The 18,208-nt window shown below is 50.6% G+C and carries 13 protein-coding genes; 7 read left to right on the forward strand and 6 right to left on the reverse strand.

Annotated elements, in window-relative coordinates; translation table 11 throughout:
- The first annotated feature begins 17 nt into the window (after nucleotides 1–17).
- From ACG2F4_RS04185 to ACG2F4_RS04210, 6 genes are all read left to right on the forward strand, one after another.
- Nucleotides 18–1,055 carry a PfkB family carbohydrate kinase gene (locus ACG2F4_RS04185; protein WP_395258794.1) on the forward strand — a complete coding sequence of 346 codons (1,038 nt, stop codon included), beginning with the start codon at nucleotides 18–20 and terminating at the stop codon, nucleotides 1,053–1,055.
- Between the two features lie 164 nt (nucleotides 1,056–1,219).
- A complete protein-coding gene (locus tag ACG2F4_RS04190; protein WP_395258796.1) occupies nucleotides 1,220–1,888 on the forward strand; it encodes a bifunctional 4-hydroxy-2-oxoglutarate aldolase/2-dehydro-3-deoxy-phosphogluconate aldolase in 669 nt (222 codons plus the stop codon).
- A gap of 29 nt (nucleotides 1,889–1,917) precedes the next feature.
- Entirely contained in the window at nucleotides 1,918–3,102 is a 1,185-nt protein-coding gene (gene uxuA, locus ACG2F4_RS04195; protein ID WP_395258798.1) for a mannonate dehydratase, read from the forward strand.
- A 952-nt stretch (nucleotides 3,103–4,054) separates the two neighbouring features.
- Nucleotides 4,055–5,260, forward strand: a complete 1,206-nt coding sequence (locus tag ACG2F4_RS04200) for an efflux RND transporter periplasmic adaptor subunit (protein ID WP_395258800.1) — start codon at nucleotides 4,055–4,057, stop codon at nucleotides 5,258–5,260.
- 50 nt (nucleotides 5,261–5,310) lie between these two features.
- Nucleotides 5,311–8,583: an efflux RND transporter permease subunit gene (locus ACG2F4_RS04205; RefSeq protein WP_395258802.1), complete on the forward strand. Its 3,273-nt coding sequence runs from the start codon at nucleotides 5,311–5,313 to the stop codon at nucleotides 8,581–8,583.
- A 12-nt stretch (nucleotides 8,584–8,595) separates the two neighbouring features.
- The gene (locus ACG2F4_RS04210) at nucleotides 8,596–11,664 is read left to right on the forward strand and encodes an efflux RND transporter permease subunit (RefSeq protein ID WP_395258804.1); all 3,069 of its coding nucleotides are present in this window, start codon (nucleotides 8,596–8,598) and stop codon (nucleotides 11,662–11,664) included.
- Between the two features lie 379 nt (nucleotides 11,665–12,043).
- On the opposite strand, the gene ACG2F4_RS04215 is transcribed toward ACG2F4_RS04210, so the two are convergent.
- The 4 genes from ACG2F4_RS04215 to ACG2F4_RS04230 all read right to left on the reverse strand — a co-directional run bounded on the left by ACG2F4_RS04215 (nucleotide 12,044) and on the right by ACG2F4_RS04230 (nucleotide 15,454).
- The gene (locus ACG2F4_RS04215) at nucleotides 12,044–12,358 is read right to left on the reverse strand and encodes a hypothetical protein (protein WP_395258806.1); all 315 of its coding nucleotides are present in this window, start codon (nucleotides 12,356–12,358) and stop codon (nucleotides 12,044–12,046) included.
- Between the two features lie 619 nt (nucleotides 12,359–12,977).
- On the reverse strand, nucleotides 12,978–13,214 hold the full coding sequence (locus ACG2F4_RS04220) for a hypothetical protein (RefSeq protein WP_395258808.1): 237 nt from the start codon (nucleotides 13,212–13,214) through the stop codon (nucleotides 12,978–12,980).
- A 53-nt stretch (nucleotides 13,215–13,267) separates the two neighbouring features.
- Entirely contained in the window at nucleotides 13,268–13,570 is a 303-nt protein-coding gene (locus ACG2F4_RS04225; protein ID WP_395258810.1) for a hypothetical protein, read from the reverse strand.
- 861 nt (nucleotides 13,571–14,431) lie between these two features.
- Nucleotides 14,432–15,454 carry a threonine aldolase family protein gene (locus tag ACG2F4_RS04230; protein WP_395258813.1) on the reverse strand — a complete coding sequence of 341 codons (1,023 nt, stop codon included), beginning with the start codon at nucleotides 15,452–15,454 and terminating at the stop codon, nucleotides 14,432–14,434.
- A gap of 516 nt (nucleotides 15,455–15,970) precedes the next feature.
- On the opposite strand from ACG2F4_RS04230, the gene ACG2F4_RS04235 reads away from it, so the two are divergent.
- The gene (locus ACG2F4_RS04235) at nucleotides 15,971–16,312 is read left to right on the forward strand and encodes a hypothetical protein (RefSeq protein ID WP_395258815.1); all 342 of its coding nucleotides are present in this window, start codon (nucleotides 15,971–15,973) and stop codon (nucleotides 16,310–16,312) included.
- Between the two features lie 75 nt (nucleotides 16,313–16,387).
- Here ACG2F4_RS04235 and ACG2F4_RS04240 read toward each other — a convergent pair whose 3' ends face one another.
- Together ACG2F4_RS04240 and ACG2F4_RS04245 are read right to left on the reverse strand one after the other, a co-directional pair.
- The gene (locus tag ACG2F4_RS04240) at nucleotides 16,388–17,302 is read right to left on the reverse strand and encodes a PIG-L family deacetylase (protein WP_395258817.1); all 915 of its coding nucleotides are present in this window, start codon (nucleotides 17,300–17,302) and stop codon (nucleotides 16,388–16,390) included.
- A 192-nt stretch (nucleotides 17,303–17,494) separates the two neighbouring features.
- Nucleotides 17,495–18,130: an arylesterase gene (locus ACG2F4_RS04245; protein WP_395258819.1), complete on the reverse strand. Its 636-nt coding sequence runs from the start codon at nucleotides 18,128–18,130 to the stop codon at nucleotides 17,495–17,497.
- Between the last annotated feature and the right edge of the window lie 78 nt (nucleotides 18,131–18,208).

The raw sequence follows: 18,208 nt of genomic DNA on the forward strand, positions 1-18,208 counted from the left end.
ACAAGGAAGGGATTGATATGGATAAAGTAGTCACTTTTGGTGAAATCATGTTGCGACTTTCACCACCGGGAAAATTAAGATTTTCACAGGCCGCCTCGTTTGATGTGGTCTATGGCGGAGGCGAATCGAACGTAGCCTCTTCCCTGGCCACATTCAGAATGCCGGCGGAGTTCGTGACCCGGCTGCCCGACAACGACATCGGCCACTGCGCGCTCGGCGAACTGCGGAAACGGGGCGTTCAAACCGACAACATTATTTTTGGGGGAGAACGGCTGGGAATCTACTTCCTGGAAACCGGGGCCGTCAGCCGCGGAAGCAAAGTGGTCTACGACCGCGCTCACTCGGCCATCTCCACGATTAAAAAAGGGATGATCGACTGGGAAAAGGTCTTTGACGGGGCACAGTGGTTTCACTGGACCGGCATTACCCCGGCGATATCACAAGGGGCCGCCGACGCCACCAAAGAGGCTATCGAAGCGGCCAACGAGCTGGGCGTGACCGTCTCCACCGACCTGAACTACCGCGCCAAACTCTGGAACTACGGTAAAGAGCCCGGAGACGTGATGCCGGAACTCGTGGAAGGATGCGACATCATTCTCGGAAACGAGGAGGACGCTGAAAAACATTTTGGAATTCACCCGGCCGACGTAGATGTGACCAAGGGCGACACCGTGGATTCGGAAGCCTACCGTTCGGTCTGCGAACAACTCTATGAGCAGTTCCCCCGGTCCAAGAAAATTATCACGACCCTGCGAGGCTCTATCAGCGCCTCCCACAACACGTGGTCGGGCGTGCTGTACAACGGGGAGGAATTCCTGGATACCACCACCTACGACATCACCCATATTGTGGATCGCGTGGGCGGGGGCGACTCGTTCATGGCGGGACTGATCTATGGGCTGATCAATTTTGACGGAGACGACCAGAAAGCCCTTGACTTCGCTGTGGCCGCTTCCTGCCTGAAGCACACCATCTACGGCGATGCCAACCTCTCGACCGTCGAAGAGGTCGAAAAGCTGATGGAGGGCGACGCCTCCGGACGGGTATCCCGGTAAAAGGGCGAATTCCTGTATTATATATAACACAGAATGCCCTGACCAGTATTTAACAATTATTATCAACAGAGGCCTTTGTGAAACCGAAATCAGCAAGGGCCTCTGGTTTCTATACCTGGCAATCCGCTTGTGATTCCTAATTTCAATATCAAAAAATTCTTGACATGGCACGATTTACCCGAATTGAAGTAGCAACCACCATGAAGGCGGAAGGACTCGTTCCGCTGTTTTACCACAATGATCTTGAGCTAAGTAAAAACGTATTGGAGGCCTGCTACAAGGGCGGAGCCCGGCTGCTGGAGTTCACCAACCGCGGGGATCACGCCCATGAAATTTTTGCAGAGCTGAATAAGTTCGCTGAACAGGAACTGCCGGAGCTGATCATGGGTGTGGGCTCGGTAGCCGACGCCGGCACCGCCTCTCTCTACATGCAGATGGGAGCCAACTTTGTGGTTTCGGCCATGCTGAAAGAAGATGTCGCCAAAGTCTGCAACCGCAGAAAAGTGCTCTGGTCGCCGGGCTGCGGTTCACTGACCGAAATATCAAAAGCGGAAGAGCTGGGCGCCGAAATTGTGAAGATATTTCCCGGCAGCCAACTCGGTCCCGGCTTCATCAAGGCCGTGACTGCTCCCTGTCCCTGGACCAGCCTGATGCCGACCGGCGGTGTTAAAGCTACCAAAGAAAATCTTTCGGGCTGGTTCAACGCCGGGGCTGCCTGCGTTGGCATGGGCTCCGACCTGATAACCAAAGAGCACCTGGCAAACAGGGATTTCGAGGGACTCGAGGAGCATGTGCGAAATACGATCGAGCTGGTAAGCTCAGTACGAAACTAACACTTAATTAATTTTATAGGCGACAATTTATGCAATTTGAACAGACATGGCGCTGGTACGGCTCCTACGACACCATTAAGCTGCCTGAAATAAAACAAACGGGAGCGACGGGCATCGTTACCGCCCTGCATCACCTGCCCACGGGCGCGGCATGGAGCGTTGAAGAGATTACTAAGCGAAAAAAAGAGATCGAGGATGAGGGCCTCACCTGGTCGGTCGTCGAGAGCATCCAGGTGCATGAGGATATCAAAAAACAGTCCGGTGAATATGAAAAATGGATCGAGAATTATAAAGCGTCGATCCGAAATCTGGCCGAGTGTGGAATCCACACCGTTTGTTACAACTTTATGCCGCTGACGGACTGGACCCGCACCAATATAGATTTTGAGCTGGCGGATGGCTCCACGGCTCTTCGTTTCGACAAAACCGCCTTCACGGCGTTTGATCTCTACATCCTGGAACGCGAAGAAGCGAACAACGACTATTCCGAAGAAGAGCAGGAAAAAGCCCAAAAATACCTGGATTCCCTGGATGAATCCGCCACACAGGAGCTGACCGAAACCATTTTGCTGGGAATGCCGGGCGACGAAAAGATGACGGTGGGAAAGTTCCGTGATTTTCTGGCCGAATACGACGATATCGACGATCGGCAACTGCGCGAACACCTGCATGATTTTCTAAAAGAGATTATCCCCGTGGCCGAGGAGCACGGCGTCCGCATGGCGATACACCCGGATGATCCTCCCTACCCGCTGTTCGGGCTCCCCCGTATTGTCAGCACCGAAGCCGATGCCAGGGAGCTTACCAACGTGATCGACACCCCATTCAACGGGCTTACGTTCTGTACCGGGTCTTACGGGGCACGGGCCGACAATGATCTGCCCGGAATGGTTGAGCGACTGGGAGATCGCATCAACTTTATCCACCTGAGAAGTGTGCAACGCGAGGACGACGGCAGCTTTTATGAAGCAAATCACCTGGAGGGCGATGCCGGCATGTTTGAGGTGATGTACGCACTCATCCGGGAACAGCACCGCCGCAGGGAGGAAGGGCGAACGGATCTGAATATCCCGATGCGACCGGACCACGGCCACCGCATGCTCGATGACCTTCAGAAAGAATCTTATCCCGGATATTCGGGCCTTGGTCGGCTCCGCGGGCTTGCGGAACTGCGCGGCCTCGAGGTGGGAATACGCAACATGCTGGAGCGCTAATACCGACAAATTCCACAAATCATTAGTACGGGGGGCACGTAATCCCCCTCGGCCCGGAGCTACCACCTTCACAGATAGGGCATGCAGGTTGCAGGTTGCAGGTTGCAGGTTGCAGGTTGAAGGTTGAAGGTTGAGGGTTCCAATATTGGTCTCCTGAACACGTTGCAAGTGGTGACTTTGGTACGAGAAGCATTTTTTCAATTAATACGACGAATACCTCTGCCAAGGCAAAGATCTGCAAGACTTTTTCATAAAAGCCCTAATAATGATTGTACTGGTGTTCTCGTCTCACCTGATTACTCAAAGACACATTCATCAAGAGACCTTTCCAGAACCTGAAGCTTAGTTGGGAGGTGGTTGTACCACCGACTTCATATAGCAGAGTAAGGCGGGAATACAACTCCTTCCGAACGGTGATTCGAATGTTTTATCCAGTCCCGACATTTTCACGCATTCGAAATCCTCATGTATGGAGTATTAATTGCGGTTTTGATTTCGGGCAGGCCCTTGACTCTGAACAAAATTGCTGGTTTTTCAAATCCTCTGTAAATGAGTGAATTGGCTGGGACAGGTAAGGCACAGATTTCGTCAAGTCCCTCAAATTTCATTCAGTTTTGCTTGTTATTCTCCCTTAGGCGATCAAATTGTCGCTACCCGTTATGATTGGATTAAAACCGATTATCCATGCACAAATCAAATTTCATGGAGAGGTGATACCATCACGCCCTGTAGATCAAGCCAACCTTTATAACTTTTTAACCGAGACAATAACAGCAAGGTATGCTAATATCTAAAAGTTTGTAACCCAGGCACTCATTATTCGTAGGGTTTCCGTAATCATTAGGGTAACACTCAATATCTCGGGGCGAAATGAATGGAACCATATCTGAACCTTCAAGTTGCATGGCGCCGCCCCAATTCCGCAGACATCAAAATCAAAACCTGAGTTAACGTGATTCAAACGAAAACGAATTTATCAATATTTGTAATACTTTCAGCTCTCCTGTTACTTCAAGCCTGTAGCGGGGGAGGCGCAAATCCCGGCGGGGAAAACTTCAATTCTCCCCCTCCGGCAACGAGCGTTGAAACAATAACAGCAGAAACCCGTGATATTTCCCAGCAGATCAAATCATTTGGAAATATCCGTGCCCAGGAGATCGTCAATGTCGTTCCCCAGGTGTCAAACAGGATCACGAAGATTCACTCGGACCTCGGGGATACGGTACAACCGGGTGACCCGCTTGCCAAAATTTATGACGTGCCGTTCAGAGATCAGTTTGAGCAGGCCAAAGCGCAGATGGAACAGAGCCGGGCCGCCTATGTACGCGACAGCCTGCAGTTTCAGCGCCAGCAGGAACTATTTAAAAAGGAGCTGATCAGTTCCACCGAATTTGACAATGCCAGGGCAACGTTTCAAAACAGCCGATCGCAGTATGAAGCCTCACGGGCCAACCTGACACAGAGCCGTGAAAACCTGATGAACACGGAAATCCGATCTCCGGTTTATGGCGTCGTACTCACGAGAAATATATCGGAAGGCGATCTTGCCACAACCGGGCAGACAGCCTATGAGATTGCCAACCTAACCGGGTATCAATGTCGCGTATACCTCCCGTTTGAAGAGTGGCGCAACGTAAAGATAGGACAGCCAGTGACATTTAGCGTCTCAAATCACCCGGATGTAACCGGAGAAGGGAGAGTTTCCAAGATTAGTCCCCGTCTGGATCCCTCAACAGGACTCGGGGAAGTGGTAATCAGCCTGACCGAGCAGGACCAGAATATATACCAGGGTGTGCTGGTTCAGGCCACTATCAACGTTGAAACTCATGAAGATGCGGTCGTCATACCGCGGGCCGCCCTTGTCGAAAATGTACAAACCCTCATTGAACCGGAGTCGAACACCATTCAGCTGGAGCGCAGTTACTCTGTATTTGTTGTTCGGAATGATACGCTTGCAGTCCGCAGTGAACTAAAACTGGGAATTGAACAGGGCGACCGCATAGAGGTACTGGAAGGCATTCAGCCGGGTGATGAAATAGTGATTACCGGGCAAAACAGCCTGGATGACAGTACCCGCGTTCGGGTTGCGGATCAGCAGGACTTCGAGGATCCGGAAGCAATACCCATTGAAACACCGGAAACACAAGAAACAGATTAAGAAAAGCTCAGCCACACTAAAATTCCAGCCAAGAATCACAATCCAACAATATGAAAGCGTTAGCCAGAAAAGCGGTTGAGCGGCCGGTCACCTTTTTCATGACCAGCCTTATTGTCATTGGCTTTGGTCTGTTCGGGCTCTCCAACCTGAGATTAAATCTATACCCGGATGTATCCTTCCCCACGATTACCGTGTATACCACCTACGAGGGCGTAGCGCCCGGCGATATAGAAACCCTTATCACCCGCCCAATAGAAGAAGCGGTAGGAAGTATCAGCGGCGTGCGCAGGGTCCGTTCAATCTCGAACCAGGGCGCCTCGGTGGTTAAACTGAAGTTTGACTGGGGTACCGACCTCTATATCGCAGAATCGGATGTAAGGAAAGAGCTCGATTTTGTGCGCCGTACCATCCCCGACGATGCCGAACAGCCGATTGTGTTTTCCTACGATCCCAACCAGGAACCGATCATCGTGCTCACCCTGACCTCCGATATTCGGAGTCCCCGCGAAATTCGCACGATCGCAAAGCAGCAGCTGGAACAGCGCCTGGAGCGTATACCAGGGGTGGCGTCAAGCGAAACATCGGGGGGATACGAACGCCAGATAAATATTGATATCAGCAATGAGGAGATGCGCTCGTACAATCTCAGCATTTCAGCCATCGCCGGCAAATTGCAGCAGGAAAACATCCAGGTTCCCGCCGGAGAACTCGTCGAGGGCCGAACCATCTACTCCCTTCGCACCATTGGGGAGTTTGAAAACGTGGAGCAGATCCGCAATACGATTATCGCCGAACGTGAAGGCGAACCGCTGCGGCTGGCAGATGTTGCTGATGTGGAAGACGGGGTGGCCCAGCCGATCGGCAATGTGCATGTCGACCGCAATGAAGGGGTCATCATCAATGTTTACCGCCAGAGCGATGCCAATGTTGTGACTACAGCCAACGCCGTGGTGGAGAGTATCGATGACCTGCAGGAGATTCTGCCCGGAGACGTCAACATCGACGTGCTCACCAACGAGGCGAACTTCATCGAAATGTCGATTGACAACCTGTTGTGGACCGGCCTGCAGGCCGTAATCCTGGTGGTGCTTATCCTGCTTGCCTTCCTCCACAGCGGTCGCTCAGCCCTCATTATTGCGATCTCCATTCCCGTCTCCATCATCTCCACATTCAGCATCATGGACTGGGCGGACCTGAGCCTCAATATCATATCGCTGTCGGGACTAACGCTCGCGGTAGGCATGGTGGTGGATGATGCCGTGGTTGTCCTCGAAAATATATTCCGGTTTAAGGAGGAGGGACACAATCGCAAGGAAGCCTCAGTATTTGGCGCCCAGGAGGTAGCCGTGCCGGTGGTCATATCAACGTTGACGACCCTCGTGGTCTTTATCCCGATCCTCTTCGTTCCCGGTATTGCCGGCTTCCTGTTCAGAGACCTGGCTCTTACTATCTCGTTTGCCCTCTCCGTCTCGTCCCTGGTCGCGCTCTCCATCATCCCCATGATGAGCTCACAGCTGCTCGACACCGATGAAGAAGATGATCGGGATACCCGGAACTATCTCAAAAAACTGCTGGACTGGAGCCGGGATAATATCTACAAGCGAATTGCGGCTTCTCCCCTCCTGCTGCTGGGTGCGCTGGTATACCCTCTGTACATCAGCGCCAGGTTTATCGGTAAAAAAACCGGCTCATTCTTTTCAGAAAAAGTGGGACCGGCGATCAGCAATTACCTGCAGCGGCTGGAAAATTCCTACAAGAATACCCTGGACGGTTTGCTTGACCGCAGCGGGCTTGTCATAGTATCTGCTGTAGTCCTTTTCCTGGCTACTCTTCCTCTATTTGGCCTCCTGGGCGGAGAGTTTTTCCCGAAGGTGGATGACAACCGGTTTATTCTGGATGTCCAGCGCGAGCCCGGGGTCAGCCTGCTGGAGCTGGAACGCTCGATCTCGCAAGTCGAATCAATTATCGACCGGGAAGTGCCGGAAGCCCGGCTTGTTGTTTCGGATTTTGGAGATAAAGAGGGAATCGAAGGGGCCGACAACCCCGGGGGCTACCAGGGCACCGTCCGCATTGAACTGATTCCGCAGGAACAGCGGGAGCGCCCCGAGGCCGAAATAACCTCCAGCCTTCTGGATGCTCTCGAAATCGTACCGGGCACCGAAATTAAAGAAGTGCAACAAGACCCGCTGAGCCCGGAAGCGGAAAACGGACTGATTGTGCAGGTCTATGGATTTGAGGCCTCCACCAAACAGGAGCTGGCCGATGGAGTTAAAGCAAGGTTGGATAATATCGATGGGATTGTAAATGTATTCAGTACCGCCGACCAGGGACGCCCGGAACTGCGCATCACAATGGACCGGGAGCGCATCTCGCGTATAGGGATGAACACCTCGCAGGTGGCCTCGGCTATCAGCGATGCAGTGCAGGGCAACCTGGCCACAACCTACGTTGACCAGGGTATCGAGTTCGAAGTACGCGTGCAGCTGGAAGAGACCGACAAGGCTTCTGTCAGCGACTTGCGCAATATCCAGGTAGAAACGCCTTCGGGCGACTGGGTTCCGCTTTCGAACCTGACGCGTGTTGAGCGGTACAGCGGGCCGACAAATATCATTCGCGTCAACCAGGAGCGTGTCACTGAAGTCTCCGCGGATCTCTCCGGCATCGATCTGAAAACCGCCTCCGACCGCGCCCGTGAACAACTCAACACTATTGACTGGCCGGAGGGATATCGCTACCAAATTGCGGGTTCGGCCGAAGACCAGCAAGACTCATTTAACTACCTGCTGATTGCATTTATCATTGCGGGTATCCTCACCTACATGGTCATGGCCTCCCAGTTTGAAAGCCTGGTGGAACCGTTTATCATTATTTTGACGATCCCGCTGGCACTCACGGGCGTCCTGCTGGTACTCTGGGCGACAGGCACCTCTGTCAGCGTTACGTCGATGGTGGGATTGATATTGCTCTCCGGTATTGTTGTGAATAACGGAATCGTGATGATCGATTATATCAAAATCCTGCAGGCAAGGAAAATGTCGCGCCACGATGCCATCGTAGAGGGCGCGGGACGACGTTTGCGGCCGATCCTGATGACTGCCTTTACCACTATTTTGTCGATGGTGCCGCTGGCCCTGGAGCTCGGTTCGGGGTCCGAAACCTGGAGTCCGATGGCCCGGACCGTAATTGGAGGGCTGACGATGTCGACCGTACTGATGCTCTTTGTCGTACCCTGCCTCTACATGCTGATCAACCGCACGGTAGAAAAGCTGGGCTTCGATGCCGTACACAAAGTCGACCCCCTAACGGAAACCGATGAAACCTAAGAAGACCGTATTATGAAAAAGTTCACTGTCGCCGGTCGGGTTCTCCGCCGGCCCATCTCCGTTATCATGATCACCCTGGTTGTCATCGGCTTTGGTGTATTTTCGCTTTCCAACCTTAAGGTAACCCTCTATCCCTCATTCAATATCCCGATCCTTGCGGTGCAGTCGAACTACAGCAATGTGGCCCCCGAGGATATGCAAAAACTGGTTGTGGAGCCGCTGGAGGGCGCCATCTCTTCAATTGAAGGGATTGATGAGATGAGGGCCAATATCAGCAAGGGAAGCGCTTTTATAATACTGGAACTCCAAACCGGCATCAATATCCGCAACACCGAGCTCAAAGTGCGGGAAGCGATTGCCCGAATCCGGAATGAACTGCCCGAAGAGGCTGCAGAACCGGTTATCTTCCAGTTTGATCCCGACAACTTCCCGATTATGCGGCTCAGCCTTGACACCGAAAACAAGGGACTGGATGAGCTGCGCCGCCTGGGGGTAGAGTTTATTGAACCCCGTATCGAGCGCCTGGAGGGGGTAGCCTCGGCCGATACCCGCGGGGGACTGCAGCGCCAGATCTATGTCAACGTTTCCCCCATGTCGCTCGCCCAGCACCAGCTGGTACCTGCTGATATCGAATCCGTACTTCGGTCTAACAACGCCCAGGTTTCGATGGGAAATATCATCACCGGCAAAAACAACTTTAGCCTGGTTGCCGAATCAATGTACCAAAATGTGGAGGAGATCGGACAAACCATCATCAAGATCTCCGACAACGGGATTCCGGTAAGGATCAAGGATGTGGCCGAAGTTGAAGACAGTTACGCCGAGGTTACCACCCTGGTCGAGATCAACGGCAAAAACAGCGTCACGGTTGAAGTCCAAAAAAAATCGGACGCCAACACGCTGGATGTCACCAACGCGGTGCTGGCTGAACTGCCCTCCATCAACGCCAACCTACCTCCCGGCGTAAACCTCCAGGTTCTCACCAATGACGGCGAAAATGTTGAAAACTCCATTTCCAATCTCACCCAGTCGGCCCTGGCGGCGCTGATCGTTGTTATTATTGTGCTGTTGATTTTTATGGGCGGGTGGCGCATTTCACTGGTGGTGGCAGCTACGATCCCGGTTTCTGTAACTGCCAGCTTTGCCGCCATGTACGCCGCCGGACTTACGCTCAATATCCTTACAATCACCGCGCTCGCACTGGCCGTGGGGCTGCTGGTGGATAACGCAATCGTAGTCTCCGAAAGCATTGCCCGAAAACTGGAAGAGGATCTCCCCAAAATGCAGGCCGCCCTCGAGGGGACCAATGAAGTCATCGGGGCCCTGCTCGGCGCAACCCTGACCACACTGGGCGTCTTTGTACCTATTGTGGGTATTTCAGGAGTACAGGGTCAGTTTTTTGCCCAGTTTGCACTCACGATCAGTATTGCCATTATTATCTCATTTATCGCCTCAATTATCCTTGTTCCGGTGCTCTCCCTGCTATTTTTGAATAAAGAGGAGTTCAAGCGACACAGTGGTTCATTCAAGGGTATTCACAAGCTGGAAGACTGGTATGCCGGTACCCTGCGCTGGCTGATGTTTCGGAAGTGGATTGTTCTCATTTTCGTCGCCGCCCTGTTGGGGGGAACATATACACTCTACAATACACTTGAATTTGAATTTTTTACCGAGTCTGATTCCGGCCAGGTTTCCATGACGGTGGAGCTGCCATCTGGTACAAAACTGGTACGCACGGCACAGGTGATACGAAGCTTTGGAACAGAGATTGAACAGTATCCTGAAGTTGAAACGGTTATCACCAATATTGGTCAGCGTGGTTTTACCAGCCGCACCAATATAGGAGAAATTACGGTCAACCTGGTTGACGAAAGCGAGCGGGAGGTAACGACGAATGAATTTTCAGCGCGCCTTCGTCAGCAACTTTCGGCTCCTGGTGTTGAGCTGAATATACGCGGTGGCGGAGGGGGCTTTGGCGGTTTTGGCGGCGGAATACAGCTGAGTCTCGTCGGTCCTGATATTGAGATTTTGCAGGCGATTTCAGATAAAATTGAGAGGGAGATGCTTGCTGATTCCAGCGTCATCTCTGTCGATAACGGCCGCACCGATCCCACGCCTGAAATGCAGTTTCATGTGGACCGGCAGCGGATTAGTCGCATGGGCAGCTCGCTGAATGAAGTGGCCACTTCGCTCAAAACCCAGGTGCAGGGCACGAGGGTAGGATATCTTCGACAAAAAGGCAGGGAGGTTCCCATTCAGGTGCGTGCTCAAAAAGCGGCGCTGACCAGTCGTGAAGAGCTGTTCGACCTCGAGCTGATTCAAGTCGACAGCCAGCGCGTGGCCGTGGCCGGACTGGGACGTTTTGAAAGCACCGAGGGGGTCAATGAGATATCCCGGCGCGACCGGGAAACGGTGCTCGATGTTAACATCCAGGTCGCCGGAAATCCAAACCAGTATCGGGAGCAGGTCATCGACCTGATTCAACAGGAGGTTGTTCTTCCCGAAGGATACCGGTACGAATTTACCGGCGGCACCAGCGATGCTGACGAGGGGGCTAACGAGGTTATGTGGTCACTTCTTTTTGCCCTTGCGCTAACCTACATGATCATGGCTTCGCTATTTGAAAACTTCCGCGATCCGTTTGTCATATGGTTTTCTATTCCGCTGGCCTTTTTCGGAGCACTTGTGGGACTCTGGCTGTCGCTGACCCCATTGAGCGCCACTGCGTTTATCGGCATGTTTATGCTGGTGGGTATCATCGTCAACAACGGAATTGTGCTGGTGGATTACATGCACCTGTATACCAAGAATAATGCCCATTCCGACACTGAATTCGACAATGTTATTGAGGCCTGCAAGCGCAGAATGCGCCCAATTCTGCTGACCGCACTGACCACCATCTGCTCGATGATCCCCCTTTCGCTGGGAATCGGTACCGGTGCCGAAATCTGGACGCCCCTGGCCCGCGCAGTGATCGGGGGACTCTTCTTTGGCTCCATCCTCACCCTCTACGTCGTCCCGATCTTTGTAATGGGAATAAGCAAGCGCCGACGAGAAGCCATTAATGCCGAAAGATCTTGATTCTCTATCTTTATTCTTTATTAATGTCAACTTGGGATAAACAGCGTTGATGTAACGTCCTTCCTTGAGGAGGGTACCTGAATTCCGTGTTTTAACGGAATGTACCGGGGAGGTGTTCTCCTGACTGCAAGAGTTCGCTTGGCGATCGGTAACCCCTCATACCGACGCTAGGACGGCTGAAGTCGATCATCTCCCTCCGGGAGGAAGTGAAATGTCCCCGCTCTTGTGTACAACTCCGTTTATCAGCTTTCCCTGTTCATTTTTTGAGTGAAGAAAAAATGAACCTTGAAAAGCGCTCCTGTCTCCTGCCAATCAGTACAACTGGCGGAAACAGGAGCCGAATAGAGCTACCCGTTTGGGATTGCTGCTACCCCGTAGCTCAGCTCACCAGTTCCAGCGAACTGCTTGGATAGGGTACCAGCACCGCCTCGTCAAAATCATTCTCCTCTAATATGGTGAGTGCTGTCTGGTAGTACCAGATCAACCATTTTACGGCAGAAATAGGTTCAAGAGAATGCATGTACTCAAGGTCGAGCGCTGAAACCTCCATGTCATCGGTTTCGTTCTCCCGAAGAAACTTTGCAGTCTCTACCACATCGCCAACAAAATGCGAATGTCCCCGGTAACTATCCTTGTCCCATACTGAAAATTGAAGGCTTTTCAGTTCTTTGTTCAAAATGTACGTCGTCTCCATGATTTATCCCTCTTTTTGTCTTATAGATGATTAATATAGATGATTAAATGTGTATTCTGTTCAGGAAGAGATGGATTGATGTCGCAGATACTACTTTCACAACGCCTGTAAATCTATTTCTCTCTCTATCCTGATATCAATTTTAAACCTATTCAAATCTATATGATTGTTGAAAGGATGATACCAGAATTATGTCTCCTCCCAAATGCTTTCCTAATTTTAGCTATAAATTTATAAATATCAAATAATTAAAGATAGATAATATTTGTAAATAACTTTTGAATCAGTACCCCTTAATTTTCTCACAGAATGGTAAAATAAGCCTGCTAACCACATTCAGGTCAAAAGGCTTTCCGGGAACCACCTGGCATGCAGGAAATTGCCAGATATCCACGCAACCAATACTTGAGAATGAATCTCATTGCGACATTTTAAGCACACCGCGTTGGGAAGAGTACTCCCCTCGCCTGGTCAGACAGAAAATTCGGGACCGGTACCGCTCATCACAAGCAGCTAGTCACCGGTTCCGAAGGTTTGTATCCAAAAAAAGCGACACTCGATGAATATAAAGCGCCCCAAAAATCAGAATACCACCGGGTTCCAGCTCCCCGGCCGGCAGTCAATCCAGGTATACTTCCGGAAATTTTTCCCTGTGCTGCTCCACCGCGTGACATATATTTTCATTCACACGATCATACAGCCCTTCAATGACCTGTTCTTGTTCCCGGCCTTCAATATGGGCTAATATTTTAGATTGTGTTTCAAGGATGGTTCGCAGAAAACCTTGATTTATCAGGCTTGCATTTGCCAATGGAGTTAAATCTTGTTTAACCTTGAACATTTCCTCTGTTGACATAAAAAAGATGGTTTATTGACGTTATGACGCAACTCTTCAAATTTGTAAACAGGTTAGGAACTGGAATTGGAGGGATAGGGTATCAATTCAGCCGTTTCAAAATCGTTTTCCTCCAAAAAGGTCAGGGCCGTACGGTAATACCAAATAAGCCATTGCATGGCAGGTACCGGTTCCAGGGAATGCATATACTCCGGGTCAAATGCTGAAACTTCCATACCTTTATTTGAATTTTCCTGCAGATAGGCCAGGGTTTCTTTCAGGTTGCCCTCAAAATGTGCCTGTCCTTCTCTTACCCCTTCATTCCATACCGTAAACTGTAGACTCTTCAACTCTTTATTCAGTATGTAGTTTTCCATAATCCCAAAGAAGTTTCACCGTAGTTCATCCACCTGTCAATGTTGATAAGCAGCAAACTATGCTAGCCTGTATATGATAATATTATTAAAACGTTCCCAATGCATTCCTAAAGCCGATATATACTTTATTAAAAATACATTTCTGCATCTTGTGGGTCAATCCCTTATAAACGCGTAAGGGATTTCCCTACATATAAAATCGTTCTGTAGGCTTTTACCTTTATTTTCGGGATTTAAAAAAGTGCGGTGTTTACCGGAAAATCTGCGGTAATATATTTTCGATATGCCCAAGATCTTTCATCAAGAAGAGTAGAAATTTTGAAGTGCCAATCCCCTATCACAGCTTTTATTGCCCGTTTTTGCCAGTATTTGATAGAAGCCACTTACCACATCAGGAGAATATATCCCGGATGCCCAGCAGCTCGAACCAACAAAGTTGGAATGGATGAATGACCGGTTGTTGCAACCTGAACACCTGAAAATACTTTTTATCGGCGTCTGTGCGAGGCGGCCACTATATTACAAAGACGAAATCAAACGCAGGGCAAATTCAGGACAGGTTTGATCCCGCTTTAAAAGATAGCAGAAGGCAGGGAATACCGACACATAGGGGAGCTTGGGGTTACGTCAAATCCTGGATTTCGGGTCGTTTCTGAACGAGCTCGGATAAACCACCGATTATACCGATCTGCGCAGGCAGCCTGGAAAGATGCTGTTATAGCGATTATTCCGTGGTGATCTGCAACATCAGTGTGATCTGCGTTCCAGCAGAGCTGAATCTTCATCGTTGACAGGGCACAGTTTAGCAAAACTGATTTCCAGGGAACTGCGGGTCAAGTGCGTGATGGCCGGCACGGCAAATCAGTCAAACAGTTGTTTCAGCACCTGCTGAACGTTAGCCACATCATCGTCGGTCACCTGGTGATGCAGGGTCGCACGCACCGTTTGGGGACCAAAGGGCACCATCTGTACGCCGTGCTGGCCGAGTTTTTGCAGGGCTGTTTCCGCCTTTTCTTCCAGCAGGTCAAAGATTACAATATTCGTTTCTACTGAATCAGGATCGATGGAGAGCCCGCCACAGGTATTGATCGTCGATGCCAGCTCTTTTGCGCGCCGGTGGTCCTCCTCCAGCTTGCTCCAGTGATGGTCCATGGCGTAGTTGGCCGCAGCTGCCAGAATACCGACCTGGCGCATTCCTCCGCCCATCGCTTTCCGAAACCGGCGGGCCCGCCGGATATGCTCTTTTGAAGACAATATCATGGAGCCTACGGGGGCACCCAGTCCCTTGCTAAAACACACATTGATGGTATCGGCCACCCGGCCAAAAAAAGCGGGGTCGATACCGGTCGCGATCACCGCATTCCAGAGGCGGGCCCCGTCAAGATGTATCCTGAGATCATGTTCGTCAGCAAATTTCCGAAGGGCATTCAGCTCCTTCCGGGTGTAGCAGGCCCCTCCTCCCTTGTTGGTGCTGTTTTCCAGAGAGATAACCCTCGTGCGGGGTTCCCAGTCAAACTGCCCCCGGGGCCTGTCCCTAAGAAGATCCGCGCTTAATTTACCTCGCTGCCCTTTTACAGTATGCAGCTGAACTGAAGAAAATATTGCAGCGGCGCTCCCTTCATAATTGAAAATATGCCCCTTTTCCTCGATCATCACTTCATCCCCGGGACGGGTCAACACATTGATACACAACTGGTTTCCCATCGTTCCACTGGGCACAAACAGTCCGGCCTCCATGCCAAAACACTCGGCGACTTTGTCCTCCAGCGCATTTACGGTGGGGTCCTCCCCGAATACATCATCCCCCACCTCGGCGTTCATCATAACCCGGAGCATCTCCGACGTCGGTTTTGTGACCGTATCGCTGCGTAAATCTATACTCATATTTGTCTATATTTTTTAACGTGCTAACCCGGATTTCTTACCAAGAAATTTGTTTTTCAGCAAGGCGAAGGGCAAATGACCGCGCAGACGTACGTTGGTACGTTGAGCAGGTGATTTGTCCTTCAACGCAGCTGAAAGGCCACTTTCGCAGCCTGTCACAGACTGTAATGATAATTTGGCAGTAAAAAATGGTATAAGTTTAAGTTATTGTCATCCATGAAGTTACATGATTTTATCCAACATACTCGTGAGAAATCCGGGCTAACAGTTTAAAGTATCAACGAGAACTTGCATAAAGATTTCACAGAAGGTACACACAATAACTAGCATGATTTTTAAACCGGAGAAGTATCGGTTTCGATAACTGGCCCGCTGGTCGTAAAAATATATGTATCTCAGGAAATCAGACCTTATTTTCTGGACTCTGACAGCCACCAAATTGACGATCCCAACAGTCATTGGTGGGTGTTCACTTCCATAACATGCTCATGCGCTCATATTTACATTTACAAATCAATGGATCAACAGAGAACGCCCGGTGAAGATGATTTTATTGAGATTGATGAAACCTCCCACAAGCCCATACCCACCGCCGGCGAACGCGCAGTTCACAGCCTGCAAGCGATACTGATCGGGTTCGTCCTGGTGCAGATTATCGGTTTCTGGATGTTCCCGGGAATCGGCGTCGGGGGATTGTATATCTTCTCATATTCCCATTCCATTACATCCTTTGTCGGGGATTTAACCAACATCCTGATCCTCACATTTCTGGCCATTTTCGGGCTGTTGGGCTGGTTTCACGGCCGTTATTTCATAGATCGTCTAAAAGGATATATCACCTGGTGGAAATTTTGGTAAGATCACGGACCACCGTCAAATGAGACAGCCGTTATCAATAAATATTTGACAGCGGGCATTGTCACCCGTTTACCGCTACTGATCCAGGGTATACATCTCGGCGGCGTTGACGGCTTCAAAAAATGCTTTAGCCCTGTCATATTCGGCATCCTTGTTGATATCGTAAAAAAGATACGCCTCTACCTTAACCCCGTTCATAAACAGCTGCATGGTTCCCTGTGATTTATGTTCCGCAATCACCCAGTTTGCGATAATATTGTAGTTCAGGCGATCCTCGAAGCCGAATGTCTGCGTTCGGTCAAATTTCAGGGGTGGATGATCGCGGTTCACACGGGTTAACGGAAATCCTTCAAGCATCTCGTAGTCGGTTTCCCCGTCCGTTTCCCGAAATATTGTCGTGCCGAGGATAACCGGTCGCCGTGCCGGTTCCATATTTTCAACAGCACGCAGTGCAAGCAGGGCCGACGCCTTGTGATGTCCATGCGTGCCAGGCTGGGGCAGCATTGTGAGCACAAAATCATACTGCTCTTCCTCGAGAATCTCCTGCAGTCGCTGTTCAATCCAGGATGCGTCCCACATATCGAGCGCCTCCTGAACATCCTCGGTATACTCCTTGTCTTTCTGCTCCAGAAAATAATAGTTTCGAATCCCCACGATCTCTCCACCGGCCATCACCTCTTTTTTACGAATTCCGGGAAGATAGGCGCGGCCGACCTCCTCTTTGTCCAGTTGCCTGCCGTAAATATAGTTCCCCAGTGTGGAATAGCGGTAGCCGCCCTCTCCATTCGTCATGATGGCCAGATCCGCCACGCCATCCAGCAGGTGCGTGGTTTTAAAAACCGTTGCCGCGTATATGGCATCATCATCGGGGTGGGCCGTCACCAGCAACACTTTGGGTTGGTAGTCAAGCTGCTGTCCATCCGCAGAAGATACCGGACCAAGCAGGAAGAGTAACAAAACAGAAAAATATCGAAGATATAAAGATTTCATCACGTACGGGAAATTGCTGATTAACGTTATTTGAGGGCACGCTCGTCAGAAGCACGACCAAATCAAGATAAAATAAGAATTTAAATTTTCCAGTATTCTGCAGTAGAGTTGTTTTTACCCCGATTTTCAAGATTTTCTGATACACCTGCAAACAGCTTCACGGGGTCTATCCGGGAGGAGAACGCGTAAAGCTCAGCTTCTCACTTTCTGAAGAACCGGTTTCAGGACCTCCCACACATTGTCAGCCACTACTTTATGACCCTCTGCATTCGGATGGATATCGTCATCCTGCATCAAATCGGGGTTGAGTGCCGCTCCCTCCAGGATAAAAGGGATCAAGGGGATGTTATTCGTTTCAGCCAGATCCGTGTACATCTGCCTGAAACTGTTCGTGTATTCCTGTCCCAGGTTCGGCGGCACCTGCATGCCTGCCAAAATGATCTGCGCCCCCGGATATTTTTCGCGCACCTTGTCAATTATTTTTTGCAGGTTCTCCTTGGTGGAGCCCACGTCAATGCCGCGCAGACCGTCATTGCCTCCCAGTTCCAGCACAAACACATCCACCGGCTTGCTCAACATCCAGTCAATGCGCCGCAGTCCCCCCGCCGAAGTTTCACCGCTCAACCCGCCGTTCTGAACCTCGAAGTTCCACCCGAGCGAATCTATCTTTTTCTGTATAAGAGCCGGGAAGGCCTCATCCTGGTCTACCCCGTTTCCGGCGGTAATACTATCCCCAAAAAACAGAATATTGGCACTCTCATCCTGAGAGTATCCGGGATTACAGGTAAAAAAAAGTGCAATAATCGTCAGTAAAATCGTGTGCTTCATAAATTCTATGGTTGTTTTGTGAGCTGTATTCATTGGACTAACGCAGGCAGCAATAAATCCGTTTACCGTTGGAATGGA

Origin of the sequence: Halalkalibaculum sp. DA3122 (assembly GCF_043951865.1) — a bacterium.
Lineage (GTDB): Bacteria > Bacteroidota > Rhodothermia > Balneolales > Balneolaceae > JAMQKA01.